This is a genomic window from Actinoplanes subglobosus (assembly GCF_042650585.1).
GTDB lineage: Bacteria > Actinomycetota > Actinomycetes > Mycobacteriales > Micromonosporaceae > Actinoplanes > Actinoplanes subglobosus.
On record NZ_JBHSBL010000041.1, the window covers coordinates 108977 to 132189 of the forward strand.

25 protein-coding genes are annotated in these 23213 nt (G+C 70.7%); 14 read left to right on the forward strand and 11 right to left on the reverse strand.

The window, feature by feature from the left end:
• The first annotated feature begins 309 nt into the window (after positions 1–309).
• The 3 genes from ACFO0C_RS47635 (at position 310) to ACFO0C_RS47645 (ending at position 3891) form a co-directional block, all read left to right on the forward strand.
• On the forward strand, positions 310–585 hold the full coding sequence (locus ACFO0C_RS47635) for a hypothetical protein (RefSeq protein ID WP_378073526.1): 276 nt from the start codon (positions 310–312) through the stop codon (positions 583–585).
• A 44-nt stretch (positions 586–629) separates the two neighbouring features.
• Positions 630–2213 carry a hypothetical protein gene (locus tag ACFO0C_RS47640; RefSeq protein WP_378073527.1) on the forward strand — a complete coding sequence of 528 codons (1584 nt, stop codon included), beginning with the start codon at positions 630–632 and terminating at the stop codon, positions 2211–2213.
• Between the two features lie 1381 nt (positions 2214–3594).
• Entirely contained in the window at positions 3595–3891 is a 297-nt protein-coding gene (locus tag ACFO0C_RS47645) for a hypothetical protein (RefSeq protein ID WP_378073528.1), read from the forward strand.
• A 138-nt stretch (positions 3892–4029) separates the two neighbouring features.
• Here ACFO0C_RS47645 and ACFO0C_RS47650 read toward each other — a convergent pair whose 3' ends face one another.
• Positions 4030–4929, reverse strand: coding sequence for a S1C family serine protease (locus tag ACFO0C_RS47650; protein ID WP_378073529.1), 900 nt, complete (start codon positions 4927–4929; stop codon positions 4030–4032).
• Between the two features lie 252 nt (positions 4930–5181).
• Here ACFO0C_RS47650 and ACFO0C_RS47655 point away from each other — a divergent pair, with 252 nt between their 5' ends.
• From ACFO0C_RS47655 to ACFO0C_RS47690, 8 genes are all read left to right on the forward strand, one after another.
• Positions 5182–5622 carry a hypothetical protein gene (locus ACFO0C_RS47655; RefSeq protein WP_378073530.1) on the forward strand — a complete coding sequence of 147 codons (441 nt, stop codon included), beginning with the start codon at positions 5182–5184 and terminating at the stop codon, positions 5620–5622.
• A 146-nt stretch (positions 5623–5768) separates the two neighbouring features.
• Positions 5769–6011, forward strand: a complete 243-nt coding sequence (locus ACFO0C_RS47660) for a DUF732 domain-containing protein (protein WP_378073531.1) — start codon at positions 5769–5771, stop codon at positions 6009–6011.
• A gap of 241 nt (positions 6012–6252) precedes the next feature.
• Positions 6253–6534: a peptidoglycan-binding protein gene (locus ACFO0C_RS47665; RefSeq protein WP_378073532.1), complete on the forward strand. Its 282-nt coding sequence runs from the start codon at positions 6253–6255 to the stop codon at positions 6532–6534.
• An 83-nt stretch (positions 6535–6617) separates the two neighbouring features.
• Positions 6618–7025: a hypothetical protein gene (locus ACFO0C_RS47670; protein ID WP_378073533.1), complete on the forward strand. Its 408-nt coding sequence runs from the start codon at positions 6618–6620 to the stop codon at positions 7023–7025.
• A 99-nt stretch (positions 7026–7124) separates the two neighbouring features.
• Positions 7125–7463 (forward strand): hypothetical protein, encoded by a 339-nt coding sequence (locus ACFO0C_RS47675; RefSeq protein WP_378073534.1) that lies wholly within the window; start codon positions 7125–7127, stop codon positions 7461–7463.
• Between the two features lie 37 nt (positions 7464–7500).
• Positions 7501–8205 carry a TIGR03089 family protein gene (locus ACFO0C_RS47680; RefSeq protein ID WP_378073535.1) on the forward strand — a complete coding sequence of 235 codons (705 nt, stop codon included), beginning with the start codon at positions 7501–7503 and terminating at the stop codon, positions 8203–8205.
• Positions 8206–8223: 18 nt separating this feature from the next.
• Complete coding sequence (locus ACFO0C_RS47685; RefSeq protein ID WP_378073536.1) at positions 8224–8715, forward strand: hypothetical protein; 492 nt, start codon at positions 8224–8226, stop codon at positions 8713–8715.
• A gap of 14 nt (positions 8716–8729) precedes the next feature.
• Entirely contained in the window at positions 8730–9446 is a 717-nt protein-coding gene (locus ACFO0C_RS47690) for a hypothetical protein (RefSeq protein ID WP_378073537.1), read from the forward strand.
• Between the two features lie 60 nt (positions 9447–9506).
• Here ACFO0C_RS47690 and ACFO0C_RS47695 read toward each other — a convergent pair whose 3' ends face one another.
• From ACFO0C_RS47695 to paaN, 8 genes are all read right to left on the reverse strand, one after another.
• Positions 9507–10124 (reverse strand): hypothetical protein, encoded by a 618-nt coding sequence (locus ACFO0C_RS47695; protein WP_378073538.1) that lies wholly within the window; start codon positions 10122–10124, stop codon positions 9507–9509.
• Positions 10125–10217: 93 nt separating this feature from the next.
• Positions 10218–10745, reverse strand: coding sequence for a GNAT family N-acetyltransferase (locus tag ACFO0C_RS47700; RefSeq protein WP_378073539.1), 528 nt, complete (start codon positions 10743–10745; stop codon positions 10218–10220).
• 77 nt (positions 10746–10822) lie between these two features.
• The gene (locus ACFO0C_RS47705) at positions 10823–12109 is read right to left on the reverse strand and encodes a 2Fe-2S iron-sulfur cluster-binding protein (RefSeq protein WP_378073540.1); all 1287 of its coding nucleotides are present in this window, start codon (positions 12107–12109) and stop codon (positions 10823–10825) included.
• A 1-nt stretch (position 12110) separates the two neighbouring features.
• Entirely contained in the window at positions 12111–12602 is a 492-nt protein-coding gene (gene paaD, locus ACFO0C_RS47710) for a 1,2-phenylacetyl-CoA epoxidase subunit PaaD (RefSeq protein WP_378073541.1), read from the reverse strand.
• On the reverse strand, positions 12599–13474 hold the full coding sequence (gene paaC / locus ACFO0C_RS47715; RefSeq protein WP_378073542.1) for a 1,2-phenylacetyl-CoA epoxidase subunit PaaC: 876 nt from the start codon (positions 13472–13474) through the stop codon (positions 12599–12601). Before paaC ends, paaD begins: the two co-directional genes overlap by 4 nt.
• Before the next feature lie 10 nt (positions 13475–13484).
• Positions 13485–13772, reverse strand: coding sequence for a 1,2-phenylacetyl-CoA epoxidase subunit PaaB (gene paaB, locus ACFO0C_RS47720; protein ID WP_360294260.1), 288 nt, complete (start codon positions 13770–13772; stop codon positions 13485–13487).
• Positions 13769–14695: a 1,2-phenylacetyl-CoA epoxidase subunit PaaA gene (gene paaA / locus ACFO0C_RS47725; RefSeq protein ID WP_378073543.1), complete on the reverse strand. Its 927-nt coding sequence runs from the start codon at positions 14693–14695 to the stop codon at positions 13769–13771. Before paaA ends, paaB begins: the two co-directional genes overlap by 4 nt.
• Positions 14692–16356, reverse strand: coding sequence for a phenylacetic acid degradation protein PaaN (gene paaN, locus ACFO0C_RS47730; RefSeq protein WP_378073544.1), 1665 nt, complete (start codon positions 16354–16356; stop codon positions 14692–14694). The genes paaA and paaN overlap by 4 nt, the downstream gene beginning before the upstream one ends.
• A 63-nt stretch (positions 16357–16419) precedes the next feature.
• Here paaN and ACFO0C_RS47735 point away from each other — a divergent pair, with 63 nt between their 5' ends.
• Positions 16420–17010, forward strand: a complete 591-nt coding sequence (locus ACFO0C_RS47735) for a TetR/AcrR family transcriptional regulator (protein WP_378073545.1) — start codon at positions 16420–16422, stop codon at positions 17008–17010.
• A 205-nt stretch (positions 17011–17215) separates the two neighbouring features.
• A complete protein-coding gene (locus ACFO0C_RS47740) occupies positions 17216–19195 on the forward strand; it encodes a LysM peptidoglycan-binding domain-containing protein (protein WP_378073546.1) in 1980 nt (659 codons plus the stop codon).
• A gap of 112 nt (positions 19196–19307) precedes the next feature.
• Here the strand turns inward: ACFO0C_RS47740 and iolD are convergent, their stop codons facing one another.
• The gene (iolD, locus tag ACFO0C_RS47745) at positions 19308–21191 is read right to left on the reverse strand and encodes a 3D-(3,5/4)-trihydroxycyclohexane-1,2-dione acylhydrolase (decyclizing) (RefSeq protein WP_378073547.1); all 1884 of its coding nucleotides are present in this window, start codon (positions 21189–21191) and stop codon (positions 19308–19310) included.
• Positions 21192–21230: 39 nt separating this feature from the next.
• Positions 21231–22115 (reverse strand): 5-deoxy-glucuronate isomerase, encoded by an 885-nt coding sequence (gene iolB / locus ACFO0C_RS47750; RefSeq protein WP_378073548.1) that lies wholly within the window; start codon positions 22113–22115, stop codon positions 21231–21233.
• A 308-nt stretch (positions 22116–22423) separates the two neighbouring features.
• Between iolB and ACFO0C_RS47755 the strand changes: the two genes are divergently transcribed.
• The gene (locus tag ACFO0C_RS47755; protein ID WP_378073549.1) at positions 22424–23191 is read left to right on the forward strand and encodes a dioxygenase family protein; all 768 of its coding nucleotides are present in this window, start codon (positions 22424–22426) and stop codon (positions 23189–23191) included.
• The last annotated feature ends 22 nt before the right edge of the window (positions 23192–23213 follow it).

Sequence of the window (23213 nt, forward strand, 5' to 3'; positions counted from 1 at the left end):
GCCCCCGACCACAACGACGACCGTTCCGGGCCTACACCGCGACCGCCGCGGCCCGTCCCGGCCGCGAGGCGGCATCCGGGCTGAAGCGGTCCCGCACCCCCCGGTGACCACCGCTCCCCGCCCGGAACCGCCTCGGGGGGCGGGACCGCCGCGGACGTCGCCTCGTAGCCGACGGGACGGTCGTGGTGATTTCGGGTGCTTTGTCGTCCGTACCGAATAAAAAATCGGACGCCGAGGGCTGAACGTCTCACCCGGCCGATGCGTACTCACTGTTACCAGGGCCACGTCCTGGTTCGTGAGGAGGAGATCATGACGGTCCAGGAACTGCACCCACGGGAGGCGCTGCACCACACCGGCGCGATCGTGCGCAGCCGGCGGTTCGCGACGCAGTTCGAGGTGGACGGACATGTCCTGACACTCGGCGTCGAGCCTGGTGTACGCGGTGGCCTCTACTATCTGCCGTCCGCGCCGACCTTCGACGACGGCACGCCGGTTCCCCGCGAGGTGGCCGCCGGACTGCAGTCGGTGATCGAGGAGGTCGAGCGGTTCTGGGGTCGCTGGCCGGAGTTCCGCGCCATCCTCTGATCACTCACGGTGATATGTCGGGGGGTGGGTCTAGCCTCTGGCGCATGAGGAAGCAGTTGCGGACCGGTGACGTCGCGATCGCGCCGCTGCCGGGTGGCGGTTTCGGCGCCTGCCAGGTGTCCGGTTTCGACGGCGAGTCCGTCGTCGTGCACGCGCTCGACTGGTTCTCCCCCGAGCCACCCCGGCTCGACGACCTGCACGGCGCCGGCCCGGCGATCCTGCGGCGCCACCGTTTCCGCGAGCCGATCGCGCAGACGTCGGTCGCGCCGCGATATCACCCGCTGCCACCCGACTTCACCTGGCTCGGCAACCTGCCCGTCCCCGCCGGCGTCCCCACCGATGTCAACAGCATCTCCACCTGGGACTGGCCGTTGATCGCCGTCGTCCTCGACCGCGCCTGGGCCGACCTGCCGGCGGAGGTCCGCGACGCCTACCGGCTGTCCCGCGGCGCCGACCCGGTCACCGTCGATCTCGGTGACGGCCCCCGGGTCGAGACGGCCGCCCTCGGTGTTCTCGATCTGGCGTCCTACCCGGTCGGCCGTCCGGTGGACTGGTCGGTTCTGGAGCGGCTGCCCCGCTGCACTCAGATCAGGTGGTCCGGCCCCGACCGGGGCCTGACGGCGGCCTTGGAGCGGCATCCGCTCATCGGTTCGCTGGTCTGGTTCGACGCGCCGGAGACGGTCGACCTGTCCCGCACCCGGGTCGTGCACCTCACGATCCGCGGCGACGCGCTGCGTGAGCTCAATCTGCCACCCCGTTTCCGCAACCTGGCGATCGACGGCATCGCCTCGGCCCGCACGGTGCACGCCCCCGACGACGGCCGCTGGCTGCACCTGAACCTCTTCGAGGCGACCCCGGCGACGGTCGCCCCCACCGGTCTGTCCCAGGTCCGGTCACTGTCGATCGACGGCGCGGGCGTCCTCCCCGCCGGAGTGGTCACCGCGTTCCCACAGACCCACACGCTGACGCTGCGCCGGTCCTCCGCCCCCGGCCGCCTGGACACCCCGGCAGCGCTGACCGAGTTGCCCGGCCTGCGGTTGCTGACGATGCTCGACGCCTACGCGCTGGACGCCGAGACCTTCCCCGACCTCCCCCTGGACAACCTGGTGATCGACGGCCTGAGAGCCTCCACGGCCAGAGACCTGCGCACCCGCTTCCGCCGTTCCCCGGTGACGCTGAGGTTGAGCGGCGCCAAGGCAGACCGCTGGCTGGCCACCAACATGGACAACCCGTTCCGCGACTGGTCCGACGACAACACCCGCGCGGGAGCCGCCGCCTGCCGGGCCTATGCCACGGCACTCCGAGCACTCGACGCCCTGCCCAGGCTCGCCCCACCCCCACCGACCTCAGCCGGTCAGGCTGCCGGGGCCAGGCCCTCGACATCAGCCCGCGAGACCGGCTCCCGACCATCGACCGACGCGGCTGCGGTCGCTCACCCCGCAATCGCAGCGGTCGAACCCGTGCTGCGCGAGCTGGTCGACAAACTCAACGCCCTCGACGAGAAGTTCGACATCATCGACACCATTCGCCGCGAGGAGGCGGGCGACGCGTTCATGGCACTCGCCGCCCGTGCCGGGATCCCCACCACACTGGCCGACGAGTGGTTCGACACCTGGCGCGACTTCTGATCATCCGCGCGCCCAGGCCCCCGAGGCTGCCTCCAGCCACCGCGGGGCGAGTCACCATCAGGCAGCTCAAGCACGCCACCGCCCGGACCCCACGCAACGCCCTCACCCGGCCCCACCCCCGCGTCACACCCGGATCCCACCCCGCGTCACACCCGCAGCCCGCCCCGCGTCACACACGCAGCCCGCCCCGCGTCACACCCGCAGCCCGCCCCGCGTCACACACGCAGCCCGCCCCGCGCCACACCCGGATCCCGCCCCGCGCCACACCCGCAGCCCGCCCGGCGTCACACCCGCAGCCCGCCCGGCGTCACACCGAACCCCACACCCCGCCCCGCCGGACTCCAGCCAGCACGAGGCGAGTCACCATCAGGCAGCTCAAGCACGCCACCGGCCGGACCCACGCAACGCCCTCACCCCGGCCCACCCCGCGCCACACCCGGATCCCACCCCGCGCCACACCCGCAGCCCGCCCGGCGTCACACCGAACCCCACACCCCGCCCCGCCGGACTCCAGCCACCACGAGGCGAGTCACCATCAGGCAGCTCAAGCACGCCACCGGCCGGACCCACGCAACGCCCTCACCCCGGCCCACCCCGCGCCACACCCGGGCCCCACCCCGCGTAACACGCGGAGCCCGCCCCGTGCCACACCGAACCCCACACCCGCCCCGCCGGACTCCCACGCCCGCGTCACACCGGACCCCACACCCCGGCTCCGACTGGATCCCGGCCCGCGCCGTGCCACCCGGTAGCCGTCCGGCAATCCCTCACACACCGCCACCGGTCGGACGCGGAGGTTGTCCACGCGCGTGAATCCTGGTCGGCTGGGATGGCGAGCAGGAAGGGGCTGTCGAGTGGCTGTTGATCTTGTCCGGCCGGCTGCGCCCACTGCCTCAGGCGCGCGGAGACACCGCCGAGAGCCCGCCGGGCCGCCGTGGCTGGCTGTCAGCGGTGCCTCGAGGCGGTCGAGACAGCGGTGACAGCCAGCCGACAAGATCCACGACCGGAACGAATCCGCAGGTGACCAGCGCCCCCACCATGAACGATCACCGGGTTGACCTGCCCGATCTTGACCGCTTGACCACCGCTTTCGGTGGTAAGTCGATCAAGATCGGGCAGGGCGGTGACCGTTCGCGGTCACCGCGGTGAGCGCCGTTTCGACGGCACGGATACGGCCGCCACCGATATTTGGATTTTCCCGGGCCAGCGGTGAGCGCTGCATCGAGGTGGTTGGTGCAGCGCTCACCGGACATGTCCTTGACGGATAGCGATGGTGCGAAGTCGGGTGCGGGTTGAGCGGGTGCGAAGGCTGGCTTGGTGCTCGGCCATTCGGAGCCCGGCCTGGCACCGGACGGTGTCCAGCCCGCCCTGGGACCGGACGGTGTCCAGCCCGCCCTGGGACCGGACGCTGCGCAACCCGCCCTGGGACCGGACGCTGCGCAACCCGCCCTGGGACCGGACGCTGCGCAACCCGCCCTGGGACCGGACGCTGCGCAACCCGCCCTGGGATTGGACGGTGTGGAGCCTGGCCCGAGATTGGACGGTGTGGAGCCTGGCCTGGGACCGGACGCTGCGCAGCCTGGCCTGGGATTGGACGGTGTGGAGTCGTGGTCGGAGCTCGGCGCGTGGAGTTCGGGCCGGGAACCGGGTGGAGGGATATTCGGGCCGGGTGGGGTGAGAAATGCTGGGGATCGGGGTGGGTCGGGCGAGATTCGGCCGAGTGGTGGGTGTAGCGGGGTCGATGTGGCGGACGAATTGGGTCGAAGGTCGATGGGGTGTCCGAGTTGGAGGTGCGGGGCTGGGGTGTGTGGTGGGGTCAGAGCTGGGTGCGGAGTTGGTTGACGACTGTGGTGGCTGTGTCTGCGGGGATGGCGAAGCCCAGGCCTACGCTGCCGCTGCTGTCTCCAGTGGTGGCGATCGCCACGTTGATGCCGATCACCCGGCCGGAGGTGTCCACCAATGCTCCGCCGGAATTGCCCTGGTTGATGGGGGCGTCGGTCTGTAGCAGGCCGGTGAGCTTTTCATCTCCGGTGTCGACGCTGCGGTTCAGGGCGGAGACGATGCCTGAGGTGACGGTTCCCTCCAGGCCCAGCGGTGCGCCGAACGCCAGGACCGTGTCGCCCACCGCGACGCTGTCGTCGGTGGCGAACGTCGCCGGGGTCAGACCGGACAGGCCGGTGGCCTGGACCAGGGCCAGGTCGTGGGTCGCGTCGGCGGCCACCACTTTCGCCGGCACCGTCTGGCCGTCGGCGAGACGCACACTGACCGAACCGTCCGCCTCGATGACATGGTTGTTCGTGAGGATCAGGCCGTCCTCGCTGAGGATCACCCCGGAGCCCAGCGACGACGACCGGGAACTGTCGACCAGGACGGTAACGACGCTGGGCTGGACCTTGGCGACGATCGGGGCCAGGTCGGAGGTCTCGGTGATCGTGGTCTCGGCGGCCGCGGCCTGTGCCGGGCGGGAGGCCAGATAGTTCTCGGTGACGAAGGCTCCCGCGGTGCCGCCGCCGGCCACCAGGACCAGGACCGCGGCCCCGCCCGCGAGCCGGCGCTTCCACCGTGGGTCCCGAGGATCCCGCACCATCACCGGCGGAATGTGCGTCGGCGGCAGGTCGTAGGTCACCCGATGCCGCCCGCCGTATGGGCTCTGCATTCCCTGGCCGCCGTAGGCCGGGTCGTCGTTCCGGGTGGGGCGCGTCATCAGGTCCGTCATGTGATCGAGACTGCGCCCCGAGTTTGTTCCGCAGCGGTGAGAGGTCTGTGACTTCGCTGTGCCCGGCCGACAAGGAGCCGAAGGTTTGGACGAAGCCGCCGAAGGCCCGGACGAATCACCGGGGCCGGACGCAGCAAACGGAGACGTGGACGAAAGCGGCCGGTAGCACGGTCGGGCGGCCGCCGGTAGCCCGTCCGGGTGGCTCCGGCGCGGCAACGCCGAACGTCGGCATCGGCGTCTAGGGTCGGCCGGGTGTTTCTCCCCCAGCCGTTCCCGGGCGACCCCGCATCTCTGCTCATCCCCGACCCGGTCCCGCCGGCATTCGCCCTGATCGCCGACCCGGCGCCACCCGTGGCCTGCGATGGCCCCGAGTTCACCTCCGTCACCGGTCCGGCGACGGGAGCCATCGACCCGGTGGCGATAGGCGCCCGGGCGGGGGACGCAGTGCCGGGAGGCGCACGGGCCAAGGACGCAGTGCCGGGAGGCGCCCGGGCCGGGGAGGCGATGACGGCGAACGGCGAGCGGGCGGCGGCCGGTGGTGATGGTGGTGATGGTGGTGGTGGACGGCCGAACGGTGAGCGGATCGGGCGGTCCCGGACCGCGGTCGAGCGGCGCCCGTTCGGGCCGACGATCAGTGAGCCGGCGGTGGCGTTGCGTCGGGGCCGGCCCGCCGCGCTGCGGGAGGCACGCTGATGGGCGGCACGTATCCGATGGCACGGGACCGCGTGCCGGGTACGAGGCGGCGGGCCGGACTTACCGCGGCCGGAGCGGTCGTGGCGGTGCTCACGGGATGTGCGAGCTCGCCCCCCGTACCGCAATGGAAGGATCCTGAGCCAGCGGTGAGTGCCGCGGCGCCGACGGCGGGTGAGTTGTTCGTGCAGGCCGTGCGTGGGCAGTTGTCGCAGGTCACGATGGATCTGCGGAACGAGGAGATCACCGAGATGGGTGGGCAGGCGTGTGCCTCGCTCGCCGCCGGGCATGAGCGCAAGGAGGTCGCGGCGGAACTCGGCGAGTACGGCCTTCCGGACGCCGACGCCCGTGAGCTGGTCAGTCTGGCCCGTTCCACCCTCTGCCGGAGCTGACCGGCGCGACCTCCGACTTTCGGCCTTCCGGAGTGCCGGGACAGCCGACGCCGGAAGTGGGATTGATGTTCGCCACAGTGCCCTCGCCTGCCGGAGCGGCGTTAAGCGCTCTGACGGCTCCGGGTCGTGCGCGGGGGTCGGCCGAAAGTCGCAGAGGCGCACAGGGTTTGGAGACGGCGGTCAGATGTTCGGCACAGGCACGGCACGGATGCTGGGATCACCCACTACACGGGAGGTCACGATGTCCGCACGAGGAATGCTCAGTCTGGTCGGTAACGCCGTCGGTGGGCTGATCGGCTGGTCGGAGCCGGTTCCGCCGGCCGATCCGGAGGTGCTGCGGGCGCTGTTCGCCGATCTGGGGGTGCGGGTCGGGCCGGATGAGGCGGAGCTCGCCGAGGCGGTCCGCTACTTCCAGGCACGGATGGGGCTGCCGGCCGACGGCGAGGCGGGCCCGCGCACGGTTCACCTGCTGGCCCGTTATGCGGCCGAGGCCCGCGAGATCACCCAGATCCAGGCCGCCTGAACCACCCCGTTTCCAGGGCGATTTGTCCGTAGTTGTCAGTAGTGACGGCGTCGACAGGCGGCGCCGGACAACCGGAGGACGTCATGGGAGAGCGCACCATCAGCCGCAAGGCCTTCACCACTCTGGCCGCCGCCTGCGCCGTCGCGGCGCTCGCTCCGGCCACCCCGGCCACCGCGGCACCGGCGGTGGCCACGTCGATCACGCTCGACCGTTCCGGCGGCTTCGCGGGCCGCCAGGAGACGTTCACCGTCGACGGCACCACCCCGGGCGGCCGTCCGTCCCTGCGGATGACGAGCACCCCGCAGTTCCTGCGGCTGCGCGGCTCCTACCAGCCGAAGAACCCGTGCTGCGACCGCTACGCCTACGAGCTCACGGTCACCTACCGCGGCGGGTTCCGCAAGACGGTCTCCACCGTCCAGGGCACCACGGCGCCGCGGATCCTGTGGGACGTCATCGGCGAGGTCGAGCGGGTCGGCACGTCGAGCCGCTGACCGGTTCGGGACCTAGGTCCCGTCCTCGGCGCGAAGCCTCAGCACCGGTCCACGGACGGCGATGGTGGCAGGCGTCGGTACGAACGATCGGGAGGCACCATGCCCCAGTCCATCGCCGGCCGCGTGCTGGCCCAGGTCGTCCGCGAAGGCTTCCGGGCACACGACGCGGTGATCCACCCATTCGGCGCCGGTGCGCCCGACGGCCCCGGCGACACCGGGGGACTCCTGGTCACCGGGGTGCCGTTGCGGATCGACGGCTATCCGGCCGGGATCCTGTGCCTGCATCACGAGCGGCCCCTCAGCCCCGGCCTGCACTGGCTGCTGGCCGAGGTTGCCGTACAGATGGGGCATCTGCTCAGCGACCACGCCCTCGCCGATGACCGTTTCTACGAACTGATGGCGCTGGCGTCCCGCGCGGCCGTGGCCACGGAAGAGTGATGCCGGCGCCACTCCGGTGTCGCTAGGGTGGGGCGCGATGAACGACCAGTTGATCACCTTCTACGACGACGCCACCGGGGAACGGACCGGCCTCACCGCCTCTGAACTGGGCGAATGGGTGTCCGCGACGGTTGACCTGCTCACCGCCGGATGCGGGCTGCGGCGCGGCGACCGGGCCGGTGTGTTGCTGCCGCCGCATTGGCAGACCGCGACCGTGCTTCTCGGGGCGTGGGCGGCCGGGATCGAGGTGTCGTTCCGGAGCTGGGCCGCGGCAGGATTGTCGCCGGACACCGGGCCCGCCCTCGACGTGACCTTCGTCGAACGGCGGCGCGTCGGCAGCTGGCTCGAGGACGTTCCACCGGCCGGTCATCAGTTCGTCCTGGGGCTGGCGCCCGACGGTGGTGCCACTTCGGACGTACCCCCTGGTTATCTTGATTTTGCGCCCGCGGCGCGGGCACGTCTCGGCGCACCGCCACCACCGCAGAGGGTCGAGGCGGGTGCGGCGGCCACCGTCGACGGCACGACATTCGGGGAGTACGGCGCAGCCGCGGCCGTCGTGGCGACAGCCCGGGGCATCGAACCCGGCGACCGGATCCTGGTCGACACGGCGGCCTGCGAGGAGCCCCTGATCTGGCTGATGGCGCCGCTCACCGCGGGGGCGTCGATCGTGCTCTGCGCCAACCTCGACCCGTCCCGCCTCGACGAACGGATCGGAACCGAGGGCGTCACCCGGCTGTTGTGACTGTTAGCCTGCCCGGTCGTGGGACATGACATCACCGCGCTGATCGTGCCGGAGCCGTTCGACGACGCCGTGGCCCGGGAGTGGGACGTGGCGGGGGTGCCGCTCGGACACGGGCTGCGCCTGGTGCACATCAGCGACTCGTATGTCGCCTATCAGCAGCATCAGCGCGGCGTGATGACGGATCTCGACCTGCCGAACGATCTTCCGGACGACTTTCCTCGCGGGGCGGTGCTCGCCGACTTGGCGTACGCGGTCACCGGCCGGCCGGCGGTCACGTTCGCGCTCGTGATGACCGAGTACTTCGGTGGGGTCGGGGAGCAGTGGGCGGTGGCGTTCGCCGATGGGCGGCGGGTGGCGGGGGTGGCCGACGTCAACGGGGCGCTGGAGGTGCTCGGTGTGCGGGCGGCGGCGGGAATGGATGCCTTCGACACCGTCGGGCTGTCGGAGCAACGCCGTGCCCCCGAATCCCTCGACCGGTACTGGGACCTCTGCAAGGAACTGGGCCTCTGAGACGCATGACGGGGATGACGATCGTGTTGACACATGCGCGCGCCGCTGCTCTCGCGGCCTTCGCCCTGATGCTGGCCGGGTGCACGACGGCGGCGGACCCGCAGCCTGCGCCCGCGCCGAGCGCAAGCGGCGTCGAAGGGCTCACCGGCGAGCAGATCCTGGCGGAAGCGCGGGCGGCGGTCGCCGGCGCCCGCTCGTACGTCTTCGAGGGTTCCCGGACCGTCGGCCGTTTCAAGGTTCTCGGCCGTTACCGGATGGTGAACGGCGACACCACCGGCACCATGTCGATGGGCGGACGGATCACCCGGTTCACCATCCTCGGCGAGGACCAGTACCTGCTCCCGGACGACGGTTTCTGGGAGATCCTCGCCGAGCGCCCCGGCATGGCCGACGCGAAGCGCGAGGCGGCCGGGCGTTGGGTGCGGATGAGCACGTCGGACGTGACTGTGGAGCGTCTGCTGGGCCAGCAGGCCATGATCACTGATCTCGATCCGGCCGGCCCGCTCGTCAAAGGAAAGGTGTTCGGCAGCGGTGGCGATTACTGGATCGACATGACGAGCGGCACGGACCCCGCATGGCGGGCGGGGGTGGCCACGACGGGCAAGCCGTACCCGACTCACTGGACCACTGCCACCTCGCAGGTCGATCTCACGAACTTCGACACCGAGTTCCCGGAGATCACGCCGCCCGCGGAGGACCAGGTCGTCGACCTGCGGGAGCTGACGGCCTGAGACGGGCTGTCGCCCGATGTGCGATTCGCCGCAATGGGCCTTGATCTGCGCCGAAAGACTTCAGGCTCCGCGGGGCGGGGTGAACCGGTCGCAGTCGACGCCCTCGGCCAGGCCCAGGCTGTCGCCGTTGCACAAACGGATCGACGGCAGGGACCGGCTGCCCCAAAGGCGGTTGACCGCGGCGCGGAAGGTCGCGGTTCCGGTACTGCACAGGGCGCCGACGGTGTGCCACTCGATGCCGTCGGCGGGGCCGTTGCGGGTCACCTGGAGCACGCCGCACGGGGCCTGGCCGGTGACCTTGAGCGAGACGGTGATCTGCGGAGCGCTCTGGAGCCGGGTGTAGGAGCCGGTGGCCACGGCGCCGGGAACCGAGATCCGGAACGGCAGGGTAGCCGGGGCGGCGCGCTCCACCAGCACACGGTCGGCGCGTCCGGGCTGATCATCGGCCGGCGCCGCCTGCCAGACGTCGTCGCTCTCCCGTTCCATGCCGGCGGTCGCGGTGCCCGGCGATGTATCCGGGCCGCCGGTGATCGCGGTGCCGGGCGCTGCCTGTGGGGCGGCGGCCGGGGCGGGGCGGGTCAGCTCACGAACCGCCGCGGACGCGGTGGCGGGCAGGATGAGCAGGGTCGAGGCGACGATGACGCCGCTGATGACGCGAAAGGTCAGTGACTTCTTCATCGTCTTCTCCCGGTGCCGGCTGCGTTGGTCCGGCACCATCCTGGCGGCACTTAGCGCCTACAAATCGGTAAATCGCCGCCAGTTTCGGACATCTCACTCTAAAGAGTCGAGGGCCTTCCGCATACAGACCCGCGGCCACCGATCGAGCCCCGCCGCCACCTCATGATCGCGAACGGCCCGAAGCCCCGGCGGCAGCCCAGCCTCGTCCATCACCACGAACCCGCACCGCCGGTAGTAGGGCGCGTTCCACGGGACCTCGGCAAACGTGGTGAGCGTCAGCGCCGGAGCCCCGACCCCACGTGCATACCCGGCCGCATGATCGATCAGCGTCATCCCGACACCCCGCCGGGAGAACCGCGGATCAACCGACACCTGCTCGACGTGGACATCCCCGTCCAGCAGGTCCGCGATGAGATAGCCGACCGGCCAGCCGGCCTCCTCGGACGACTCCGCCGCAACCCAGGCCCGCCCCGCACTCACATACGCGGCCAGAACCTCGATCGGCAGCGGCTCGTGATCGGCGATCTCCGGCATGCCGATCTCCCGGAACAGCACTCCGGCGGTCCGCTCGATCTCCCGCAGGGCAGGCAGTTCCTCGACACGCGCTTCCCGGATCCACATCCGCCCGATTGTGCACCGGCCTGCCGCGGTCCGAAACGCGATTTCCACCGCGGCGGCCCCGAGGGATCCCCGACGCCTCACTGGTCGAAGTCGATCACCACCTCGGGTGAGGCGGCCAGGGACTGGCAGGTGAGGACGAACCCTGCCGTGACCTCGGCCTCCTCCAGCGCGAAGTTGCGCCGCATCGTCACCTCACCGTCGGTGACACGCGCCCGGCACGTCCCGCAGACCCCGCCCTTGCAGGCGAACGGCAGGTCCGGCCGCGATTTCTGGGCACCGTCGAGCAGGGTCACACCATCCGGCACCGGTACGGTCGTCCTGCGCCCGTCGAGCACCACGGTCACCTCACTGCGCGGCCCGCCGTCCACCGCATCCGGCCGCACGATCGGGGGCGGCGCCTCGTCCACCCAGAAGAGCTCCCGATGCACCCGCCCGGCCGGCACCCCGAGCTCACCGAGAACCGCTGTGGCGTCGGTGACCATCCCGAACGGCCCGCACAGCCACCAGTGATCGACCGCGGGCACATCCACCAGGAGCGGAACGAGCGCCCGCAACCGGTCCGCATCCAGTCGTCCACTGAAGAGCTCGGACTCCCGCGCCTCCCGCGACAGCACATGCACGAGTTCGAGCCGGTCGGGAAACCGGTCCTTCAGATCGGCCAGTTCCTCGGCGAACATGACGGTGTCCGCCCGCCGGTTGCCGTAGAAGAGCGTGACCTCGGCCCGCCCCGCCGCACCCCGAGCAGGGCCGGGCCACCCGGACGACCGGCCTGCGAGATCCGGCCACCCCGAAAGCGCCGCCCGATCCGGTGCTCCCGACAGAGCCGCCAGAGACCCTCCGGAGTCGGAGTGCGCCATCGCGAGCCGTCGCTCCGGCACCCCATCGGCCGCTCGAAAGGTGTCTGAGTTACGGCCCGCGAACTGGCCCCGACCGAACGGCCGACCTTGACCGTGCTCCGGCAAGACCGGCTGCTCGAGCAGGGAGGCGGCGATCGACAGCACCGGCGTGATACCCGAACCGGCGGCGATCAGCACGTGCCGGCCGCCCGCGGCGAGGTCGGGTGTGAACGTCCCGGACGGCGGCGCGACGTCGACCAGGTCGCCGGCCCGCAGGTCGTGCACGATCCACCGGGAGATCCGCCCGCCCGGCACCTCACGCACCCCGATCCGTGGTGCGGCGCCCGCCGGCGCACAGATCGAGTAGGTGCGCCGCTCACCGTCACGGTGCACGGTCAGCGACTGCCCCGGACCGAACCGGAAGTCGGGCGCCAGCTCGGGCGGAACCTCGAACGTGACAGCGACCGCATCGGCACACAACCGGTCGACGGCGGCGACCCGCAGTGGCTGGAATCCGCGTGGTGGCATCTCAGATCTCCCGCACGTGTTCGAAAGGTTCCCGGCACGCGGGGCATCGGCGCAGCTCACGGCAGGCGGTGGCGCCGAACGCCGCGAGCACCTCGGTCGACGGCTGCCCGCAGCGGGGACAGGCGACAGCGGTCCGCACGCCCAGGGTGAGCGGGATGGGCCCGGCGGCACGGACGGGCGCCGCCCCGGGCGGGGCGATGCCGGCCTCGGCGAGCTTGCGTTTCCCGGTTTCGCTGATCCAGTCGGTGGTCCAGGCGGGCGCCAGCACGGTACGCACCTCGGCTCGCCCGAATCCGGCCCGCCGCAGCGCCACCCGGATGTCACCACGAATCGTCTCCATGGCCGGGCAGCCGGAATAGGTGGGCGTGATGGTGACGAGCACCCCGTCGTCGTCCTGCCGAACCTCCCGGACGATCCCCAGCTCCGCAAGCGTCAGCATGGGCAGCTCCGGATCGACGACCGCCGCGACCACATCGGCCGCCGTCGCCGTCACCACGACCCTCCGGGAAGCGCCCGCGCCAGCCCCTGCATCTCGTCGAGGATCTCCAGCAGCCCGGGTGTGTGCACGCCGTCCCGCCCACGATGGGCCGGAGACCGGGAGGAGGAAGCGGGGCCGAGCGTCGCCGTGGTCAGCACATAGCCCCAGACCTGGTCGAACGCCTCCCGCAATGATCCCGGGTCCACGGCGACCCCGGACTCGGCGAGACGGGTCACGACCGGATGCGGCTGGAACAACTCACCGAGCAGCGGCTCCAGCGCCGCGACCGCGGCCACCATCCGCTGCCGCGACAGCTGGGTCCCGTCGCCGAGCCGCACCACCCACTGCGCCGCGTAGTCCCGGTGGTAGGTGACCTCCTTGACTCCCTTGGCCGCGATCGCCGCGAGCATCGGGTCACGGGATGTGCAGAGGTGTTGCAGCAGCTCGAGCCGCCAGACCGAGAACACGCACAACCGGGCGACCAGGTGCGCGAAGTCGTCGTCGCCCCGCTCGGCGAGCACCACGTTACGGAACTCGGGCGCGGCCCGGCGCATGGCCAGATCGTCCTCGTCGCGGTCGCGCCCCTCGGCCTCACCGGCCCGGGTGAGCAGCAGTCGCGCCTGCCCGAGCAGGTCGAGCGCGATGTTGGCGATGGCCAGCTCGTCCTCCAGCTCGGGCGCACGGGTCACCCACTGCTGCAACCGGTGCGACAGGATCAGCGCGTCGTCACCGAGCATCAGGCAGTAGGCGGCGAGATCGTCCCGGTCCACCCCGTCGGGCAACTCACTGGAGACCCCGGCGAGAGGATCGCTGAAGCCGGTCCCGTACGCCCACCGGGCATCGTCCTCATGATCGGTGAGCGCGTCGTAGGCGTCGTCGAATGCCATGATCGGACCCTCAGATGTGCGGTACGGAATCGGGGATCGCGTAGTGCGTGGGATGCCTGTACACCTTGTCGCCGCTGGGCTCGAAGAACGACTCCTTGGCGGCTGGATCGCTGGCCACCACCGCGTCGGACCGGACGACCCAGATGCTGACGCCCTCGTTGCGCCGGGTGTAGAGGTCACGCGCGTGGTGCAGCGCCATCTCGTGGTCGGCCGCCCGCAGCGAACCCACGTGCACGTGGTTGAGCCCGCGCTTGGCCCGCACGAACACCTCGAACAGCGGCCACTCGTGACTGGTCATGACGTCCCTTTCGCCGCGTGTGCCGCGGCCGCCTCGCGCACCCAGGCGCCGTCGGAGTCGGCCTCGCGCCGCCGCCGGATCCTCTCCTCGTTCATCACGCCGCCGCCGGTGATCACCCGTTTGAGCTCGGCCCAGTCGGGCTGCCCGAAGTCGTGGTGACCCCGCTCCTCGTTCCACCGCAGCTCAGGGTCGGGCAGGGTGACACCGAGCGCGGCGGCCTGCGGCACCGACATGTCGACGAACCGTTGCCGCAGCTCGTCGTTGGTGTGCCGCTTGATCTTCCAGGCCATCGACTGTGCCGTGTTGGGTGACTCGGCATCGGGGGGCCCGAACATCATCAGGGACGGCCACCACCAGCGGTCGACGGCGTCCTGCACCATGGCCTGCTGCTCGGGCGTGCCCCGCATCATGGTCATCAGCAGCTCGTAGCCCTGCCGCTGGTGGAAGGACTCCTCCTTGCAGATCCGGATCATCGCCCGCGCGTAGGGCCCGTAGGAGCTGCGGCAGAGCGGGACCTGGTTGCAGATGGCGGCGCCGTCGACGAGCCAGCCGATCACGCCGACGTCGGCGAACGACAGGGTCGGATAGTTGAAGATCGACGAGTATTTCTGCCGGCCCTCGATGAGCCGCTGGGTGAGATCGCCCCGGTCGGCGCCGAGGGTCTCGGCCGCCGAATACAGATACAGCCCGTGGCCGGCCTCGTCCTGCACCTTGGCGAGCAGGATCGCCTTGCGGCGCAGCGTCGGCGCCCGGGTGATCCACTCCCCCTCCGGCTGCATGCCGATGATCTCGGAGTGCGCGTGCTGCGCGATCTGCCGGATCATCGTCTTCCGGTAGCCCTCGGGCATGTCGTCGGCCGGCTCGATCCGCTGGTCACGAGCGATCGCCTCGTCGAAGGCAGTCGAGGCGGTGGAGGCGGTCATGAGGACGCCACGTGACGACGGGACTGGAGGGTGAAGAAGCGCCCGGCCACGAACCAGTCATCGGTCAGCGAGGCGGTCGCCGCCGGGTTGGCGCCGGTGCCGTGCAGGTCGCTGAACGCCGCCGTCTGATTGACGAACACCCCACCGGTCAGGTTTTCTGACAGGTGGACGCCCGCGTCGAGAGCGGCCGACCGCGCACTCTCCAGAACAGCCGGCGAGGTCGAGTGGACCAGCGAGCTGAGAGCGCCGTGTGCCCGCACCGTCTCGGTGAACAGGGCGAGGCTGTGTGGCGTGGAGTCGGTGGTGATCAGGTAGGACACCGGGCCGAAGCACTCCCGGGTGTAGGTCTTCTCATCGGCCGCGTCGAGCCGCACCACCACCGGGGTCCGGATGGTCGCCCCGGGGAACTGCTCGTCACCGACGGCGGCCGACGGGTGCACGACGCCCGGCCCGGACGCGGCCTCCTCCAGCCGGCCCAGCACCCCGTCGTTGACGATCGCGCCGAGTGTCCCGGCGGCGCGGCGTGGGTCACCGAGCAGTTTGTCGAGAGCGGCGGACAGGTCGGCCCCGAACGCGGCGACGTCGCGGTGACCGGCGTCGGTCTCGATGCCGTCGCGGGGCACCAGGATGTTCTGCGGAGTGGTGCACATCTGCCCGCTGTAGAGCGACAGCGAGAAGGCCAGGTTGCGCAACAGGCCCTGGTAGTCGTCGGTGGAGTCGACGACGACCGTGTTGAGCCCCGCCTTCTCCGTGTAGACGACGGCCTGGCGGGCGTTGGCCTCCAGCCAGTCGCCGAACTCGCTGGACCCGGTGAAGTCGACGATCCGCACGTCGGGGTGGGTGGCCAGGGTGCCGGCGATGTGGTCGCCGGGCTCCTCGGCGGCGAGTGTCACCACGTCGGGGTTGAGCCCGGCCTCGGCCAGGACCTCGCGGCAGACCTGCACGGTGATGGCGAGCGGCAGGACCGCGCCGGGGTGTGGCTTGACGATGACCGGGTTGCCGGTGACGAGGCTGGCGAACAGGCCGGGAAAACCGTTCCACGTGGGGAAGGTGGTGCAGCCGATGACCAGGCCCACGCCACGGCCGACGACGGTCGCCGTCTTCTCCATCGCGAGGTCGCCCTTGGTCCACGAGGTCTGCCCGGGCAGCCGGGTGGTGGCCGCCAGTGCCACGGCGACGGCCTCGAGGCCACGGTCGAGGGCGTGGGTGCCACCGGCCTGGAACGCCATCACGAAGGCCTGGCCGGTGGTGTGCTGGACGGCGTGGGCGAGCTCGAAGACGCGCGCGTGCAGGCGGGTCAGTATCTCGGCGGCGACGCCGGCACGACCGGTGGGCCCGGCGTCACGCCAGCCGGGGACGGCGGCGCGGGCGGCCGCGACGAGCGCGAGCGGGTCGGCCTTGGGATAGCTGACGCCCAGCTCGATGCCGTAGGGCGAGCGCTCGGTGGAGACCGAGCCGACCGCACCGGGCACGTCGACCGGGAACGGCTTGCCGAGCAGGGCGGTGAAGGCACGGTCGCCGGCGGGCGCGGCCTCCTCGCCGTAGACCTTCTTGCTCGGCGACTCGGGGAACGCCGACCAGTAGTCACGGGTCGCGGCCGCCGAGACCGCACGGTCGAGCAACTCGCGATGGGTCTGGTGGAGCTCAGCGGGACTCGTCATGCCCTCCATTAACCGCCCGATCGGTCGGTAAATCAAGTCGGATCGAGGCGCTAGATTCTGCCGATGGAGAACAGCCGCCGCCGGGGCCGGCCAGGCCACGATCAGAGCGCGGTGCTGACCGCCGCCGTCCGGTTGTTCAACACCCACGGGTACGACGCGACCAGCATGTTCGACATCGCCGAGTCGCTCGGGATCACCAAGTCGACGCTCTACCACCATGTCAGCAGCAAGGAGCAGCTGCTCACGATGGCCGTGGACCGGGCGCTGGGCGCGCTGGAGGACGCGGCGCGGGAGGCCGTCGGCAGCGGGGACCCGGCGACCGTACGGCTGAGGCTCCTGATCCGACGCAGTGTCCTGGTCCTCGCCGAGCGCCTGGAGTTCGTCACCCTGTTGTTGCGGGTGCACGGCAACACGGTGGCCGAGCAGCAGGCCGTGGCGCGCCGCCGCGCCTTCGACCGGATCGTCACCGACCTGGTGAAACAGGCGCAGGCCGAGGGCGGGGTGCGCGCCGACGTGGACCCGGCGACCGCGGCCCGCCTGATCTTCGGCATGGTCAATTCGCTGATCGAGTGGTACAGGCCGGATCGCGGTGCGCCCGAGTCGATTGCCGACACCGTTTCCGACCTTGCATTCGACGGATTGCGTTCGCGCTGACCCCCGCCCGGGGGATCGCCTGATACACGCTTTGTTGGCACCATTTGCCAACAACAGCGCCGCGCGGTGTCAAAGACTTGTCCGCACCGTTTGCGCCCGCTGCCTAGGGTGACCGCTGAGAGACACCTACTGTTGCGGCCCATTTCGCGGTTCAGCATGCGCAAAATGCGCCGAAATCAGGCTCACGAAAGCGTAGGTAATCATCATGCCTCGTCTCGGACACGGCCGATCGATCTCCGACGATGACATCGACAGGGCGAAACGGGAACTCGCCGAGTTCGCCGCCCGCTCCCCACTGGCGTTCGCGCTGGCGCCGCCGGTGGCCACCCACCCCTTCGACCTGCTCTTCCCGACCTTGCAGGAGGACGAGGCGAACCTTCTGCCACGGTTACCGGACACCCCGGCCAAGCTGAAGCGGCTCGGGCAGGCGATGACCGACGACGACAGCCGGCCGGACGACAGCCCGATCCCGGCCGCCTACACCTATCTCGGCCAGTTCATCGATCACGACATCACGCTGGAGATCGACGACAAGAAGGCCGGTCTCGGCTCCGGCGACATGGCGGTGCTGCTGGACCCGGGGATGGCGCCGCTGTCGCCGGAGCAGATCCGCCGGGTGCTGCGCAACCAGCGGACCGCCCAGCTAGACCTGGACAGCCTCTACGGGCCGCCGGCACCGCGCGACCCGAACAACGCCGACCGGATGCTGATCGGCAAGGTCCACAAGATCACGCTGCAGAACCCGCCGGCACCGAACCCGCCGCCACTGGCCCGGCCGAAGGGCAAGGGCGACGACAACGACCTGCCCCGCGAGCCCCGCAACGCCGATCCGAGATTCGACCGGGCGGCCCTGATCGGTGACCCGCGCAACGACGAGAACACGATCATCTCGCAGCTGCACGTGGCATTCCTGAAGGCGCACAACAAATTGATCGACCAGGGGCTGTCGTTCCGTGACGCCCGCCGGATCCTGCGCCAGCACTATCAGCACATCGTGGTGCAGGACTTCCTGAAGAAGGTCGCCGACAAGTCGATCGTGGACGACGTCGTGACGCATGGGAACAAATGGTTCAACCCGCACGCCGAGCCGTTCTTCATGCCGATCGAGTTCGCCGTCGCGGCGTACCGTTTCGGGCATTCCATGGTCCGTAGCCTTTACAACTTCAACTCGAATTTCAAGACCAACACCCGGCCGCCGGGCAGTCTGGACCTGCTGTTCACGTTCACTGCTCTGAGCGGCCAGCTCGGTGAGGATCTCGGTCTGGAACCGGCCGAGAACCTGCCGGAGAACTGGATCATCGAGTGGGAGAACATCGTCGGCCCCGGTGACGCCGTGATGAAGACCCGCAAGATCGACACGAACCTGGCCGCGCTCAACGGCGGCGCACTGTTCCGCCTGAAGACGACCACCGGTGCCCCGGAGGCGCCCGCCGACGCGGGCCGGCTCGCGGTGCGCAACCTGCTGCGCGGCTACCGGCTGCGGCTGCCGACCGGCCAGGCGGTCGCCGACCTGCTCGGTGTGCGGGTGCTCAGCAAGGACCAGATCCGGCAGGCGGCGGGCAACGACGCCCAGCGTGCGGCTCTGGACGAGAGCGAGTTCCTGACCCGCACACCGCTCTGGTACTACGTGCTGGCCGAGGCGAAGGCCCTGCACGACGGCGCGCACCTGGGCCCGGTCGGCAGCACGATCGTCGCCGAGGTGCTGGTCGGCCTGGTCCGCCGCAGCGAGGACTCGATCCTCAAGCAGCCCGGCTGGCGCCCGACCCTGCCGTCGGCCAGGCCCGGCACGTTCGAACTGGCCGACCTGCTGCGGCTGGCCGGGGTCCTGCCGGGCGGTCAGCCACCGCGGACCTACACGGTGCAGCGCGGCGACAGCCTCGCCAAGATCGCCCGGGAGCAACTCGGTGACGAGGCCCGCTGGCCGGAGATCTTCGTCCTCAACCGGGCCACCGTCCAGAACCCGAACCGGATCTTCCCCGGCCAGGTCCTCTTCCTCCCGCCGGCCCAGTCGTCCGGCCCGATCCCGAGGCTCTACACGGTCAAGGCCGGCGACTCCCTGTCCAGGATCGCCCGCGAGAAACTCGGCGACGAGAGCCGCTGGCGCGAGATCTTCAACCTCAACCGGGACGTGATCTCCGACCCCGACCGGATCTTCCCCGGCCAGGTCCTGGTGCTACCACACTGACGGTTCCGGTGGAGGCCGGCTCACGGTCTCCACCGGCAAGATCAAGACCATCAGGGGATACGGCCACGCATGCACCGGCCACGCAAGAGGCGTCGTCGTCTCCCCGGTGCGATCAGAGACCCCCTGGTCGCAGGTGGTGGCGCTGGTCGCGTTTGCCCGCCAGGTACTCGGCCCGCGCGTCACGGGTGCTGTGCAACGTGGCGACCTCCGCGACCGGCACCTCCCACCACGACTCCGACGCGGGCGCCGACGGAGCCGGGTCGGTCTCGATGTGCAGCACGGTCAGCCGCTCCGCCTCCCGGGCCTGCTTGATGCCCTCGACCAGGTCGGCGATGCTCCGGCAGCGGATCACCGAGGCGCCCAGGCTCTCCGCGTTGGCGGCCAGATCGACCGGCAGCCGGGGACCGTCGTAGTCGCCGCTGCGCGGATTGCGGAACCGGTACTCGGTGCCGAACCGCTGCGACCCGACCTGCTCGGAGAGCCCGCCGATGGACGCGAACCCGTGGTTCTCCACGATGATCACGATGAGTTTCACGTTCTCGGCGACAGCGGTGACGATCTCCTGCGCCATCATCAGGTAGGAACCGTCCCCGACCAGCGCGAACACCTCCCGGCCGGGTTCGGCGAGCTTGATCCCGAGGGCGCCGGCGATCTCGAAGCCCATGCAGGAGTAGCCGTATTCGACGTGGTACTGCTTCGGGTCGCGGGCCCGCCACAGCCGCTGCAGGTCGCCGGGCAGGCTCCCGGCCGCCTGCACCACCACGTCACGGGCGCCGCACGCCTCGTTCACCACCCCGATCACCTCGGCCTGGGTGGGCAGATCACCCGGCGTACCCCGGCCCCGGAACGCGTGATCGACCGCCGCCCGCCAGGCCGCCACGTCGTCGGAGAAGTCACCGGTGAAACGGCGGCCGTGCAGGGCCGGCAGCAGCGCGTTCAGCCCGGCGCGGGCGTCACCGACCAGCGGCGACGCGGACAGTTTCCCGGCGTCGAACCCGGTCACGTTCAGGTTGACGAACCGCACGTCCGGGCGCTGGAACGCCGTCCGGGACGCCGTGGTGAAGTCGCTGTAGCGGGTACCGACACCGATCACCACGTCGGCGTGACGGGCCAGCCGGTTCGCCACCGGATTGCCGGTCGCGCCGACCCCGCCGACCGCGTTCGGATGATCCCAGTTCAGCGCGCCCTTGCCGGCCTGGGTGTCGGCGACCGGGATGCCGGTCTCCCGGGCGAACCGGTCCAGGGCGGCCGACGCCTCCGAGTAGATCACTCCCCCGCCGGCGATGATCAGCGGCCGTTGCGCGCCACGGATCACGGCGGCCGCCCGCTCCACGGCGAGCGGATCCGGCATCTGGCGGGGCACGTGCCAGACCCTCTTCGTGAAGAGTTCGTCCGGGTACTCGTACGCCTCCGTCTGAAGATCCTGCGGTAAGCAGAGGGTGACCGCACCGGTCTCCACCGGATCCGTGAGGACCCGCATCGCGCTGAGCAGGGCGTGAGGCAGCTGCTCGGGCCGCCAGATCCGGTCGAAGAACCGTGACAGCGGCCGGAAGGCGTCGTTGACCGAGACGTCACCGGCCCGCGGATCCTCCAGCTCCTGCAGAACCGGGCTGCTCGCGCGGGAGGCGAAGACATCCGACGGCAGCAGCAGCACCGGCAGCCGGTTGACCGTGGCCAGGGCCGCGCCGGTGAGCATGTTCGTCGAACCGGGACCGATCGAGGCGGTGCACGCCATCGCCGACAGACGGTTGCGCATCCGGGTGTAGCCCACCGCCGTGTGCACCATGGCCTGCTCGTTACGGGCCAGGCGGAACGGCATGTCGGGCGCACCGGTGCGCTGCGCCTGCAACAGCGCCTGACCGATTCCGGCCACGTTGCCGTGCCCGAGGATGCCGAGGAAACCCGCCACCGCCCGCTGCTCGACACCGTCCCGTTCGGTCCACTGGTTCGCCAGGAAACGCACCACGGCCTGGCCGACGGTGAGCCGCTGCTTCACGATCGCCTCTTCCCCCGCACTATCGCCCCTTCCCCCGCACTATCGCCTCTTTTCGCGGACTGAGGTAAGTGGCAGCCGGGAGTCGACGCGCTCGGCGGCCCACCGGCCACGCACCCACCCGTGCGCCGGGTCGTCGCGGACCAGCCAGCGCCGTTCGCCGGGGCCGGCCATCACGTTCAGGTGGTACAGGTCGTAGCCGGGAGCGGCCATCGACGGGCCGTGCCAGCCGTAGGGGATCAGCACGACGTCGCCACTGCGCACCTCGGCGCAGACGTCGATCGGGCGGTCCGGGTGGCCGTACACCCGCTGGAATCCGCAGCCGTGACCACCCGCCGGGGAGGCAGCCACCTCGAAATAGCAGATCTCCTCCAGGCTGCTCTCGCCGTCGCCCTGCTCGTCGTGCTTGTGCGGCGGGTACGACGACCAGTTGCCGCCCGGGGTGAGCACCTCGCAGGCGATCAGCCGGTCCGTCTCGAACGACTCCGGGGTGCAGAACCGGTTGACCTGATGGCTGGCATGGCCGGCGCCGCACAGGTCGACCGGCACGTCCTCGGCGGCACCGTAACGGAACGGCAGGGTCCGGTCCGCGCGGGCGGCCGGCAGGGCGAAACGTCCCCCGTTCGGGGCGCGCAGGGTCACCTGCGTCTGGCGGGGCAGGTACGCGAAGTCGGTGACGCGGGAGAAGACCGAGCGGCGGCCGGTGAGGGTCAGCCGCTCGTCGTCGCAGGCGACGTCGCAGCCGCCGGCCAGCGGGAGGACCAGCATCTCGTCGCAGCCGGTCGGGAACCTGACCCGGCCGCCGACCGGGAGATGTACGACCCGCAGGCCGCAGTAGTCCCAGCCGGCGTTCTCCGGGGTGACGACCACGTCGAAAGGGCGCTCGGCGGAGCTGCCGCGCGGGACCAGCGGGTTGACCCTCGTCATGGCGCGCTGTCCGACCGTTTTCCGGTTGTTGCCCGCTCGGCCGCCTTCTGCCCGGCCGTCTTCTGCCCGGCCGCCGCGAGGCGGCGATCGCTCCGGCAACGCTGGCGGAGCGCATCGCCGCCTCGAGGGGTCATGCGCGGTCCCTTCGCCGTCTGTCACCCAGCGGTAATGGACCGGCGACGCTGGGTTCGGGCCTGGTTTCGATGTAATTACGCAGCCCTCTCCGCGTCAATACCGGGTTTTGTTGCGGACGCAAGTAATCCGGCGTACTGTTGCCGTAATTAGTTGAAGCTTCAACGGAGGCCGCCATGCGGATGCCCGCCCTCTTCCTCAGCCACGGTGCCCCGCCCCTGGTCGACGACCCCACCTGGGTGGCCCAGCTCCAGGAGCTCGCCGCCGAGCTCCCGCGACCGAAAGCGATCCTCGTCGCCTCGGCCCACTGGGAGTCCGCGCCGCTGATGCTCGGCGCCACCTCGACGGTCCCGCTGGTCTACGACTTCGGCGGTTTCGCCCAGCGCTACTACGAGGTGCAGTACCGGGCGCCCGGAGCGCCCGCCCTGGCCGACTCGGTGCGCAAGCTGATGCCGGACCACCAGACCGTCGCCCAGACCACCCGCGGACTCGATCACGGTGCGTATGTGCCGCTGACCGTCATGTACCCCGACGCCGACATCCCCGTCCTGCAGATGTCGCTACCCACCCTGGAGCCCGACGAGCTGCTCGACCTCGGCCGCCGGCTCGCCCCGCTGCGCGACGAGGGTGTGCTGATCATCGGTTCCGGGTTCACCACTCACGGGCTGCCGTTCCTGCGCGACTGGCGCCCCGAGGCGGCCGCGCCCGGCTGGTCGCGGGAGTTCGACGCATGGGCCGCCGAGGCCCTGTCCCGCGGCGCCGTCGACGAGCTGGCCGACTTCCGTGAGCGCGCTCCCGGCATGCCCTACGCGCACCCGACGATCGAGCACTTCGCGCCGATGTTCCTCACTCTGGGTGCATCAGAGGACCCCACGCGGGCGCCGGATCAGCCGATCGACGGCTTCTGGATGGGCCTCGCGAAGCGGTCTTTCCTCGTCGGATAGGCCGTTTCTCAGCATGTTTGCA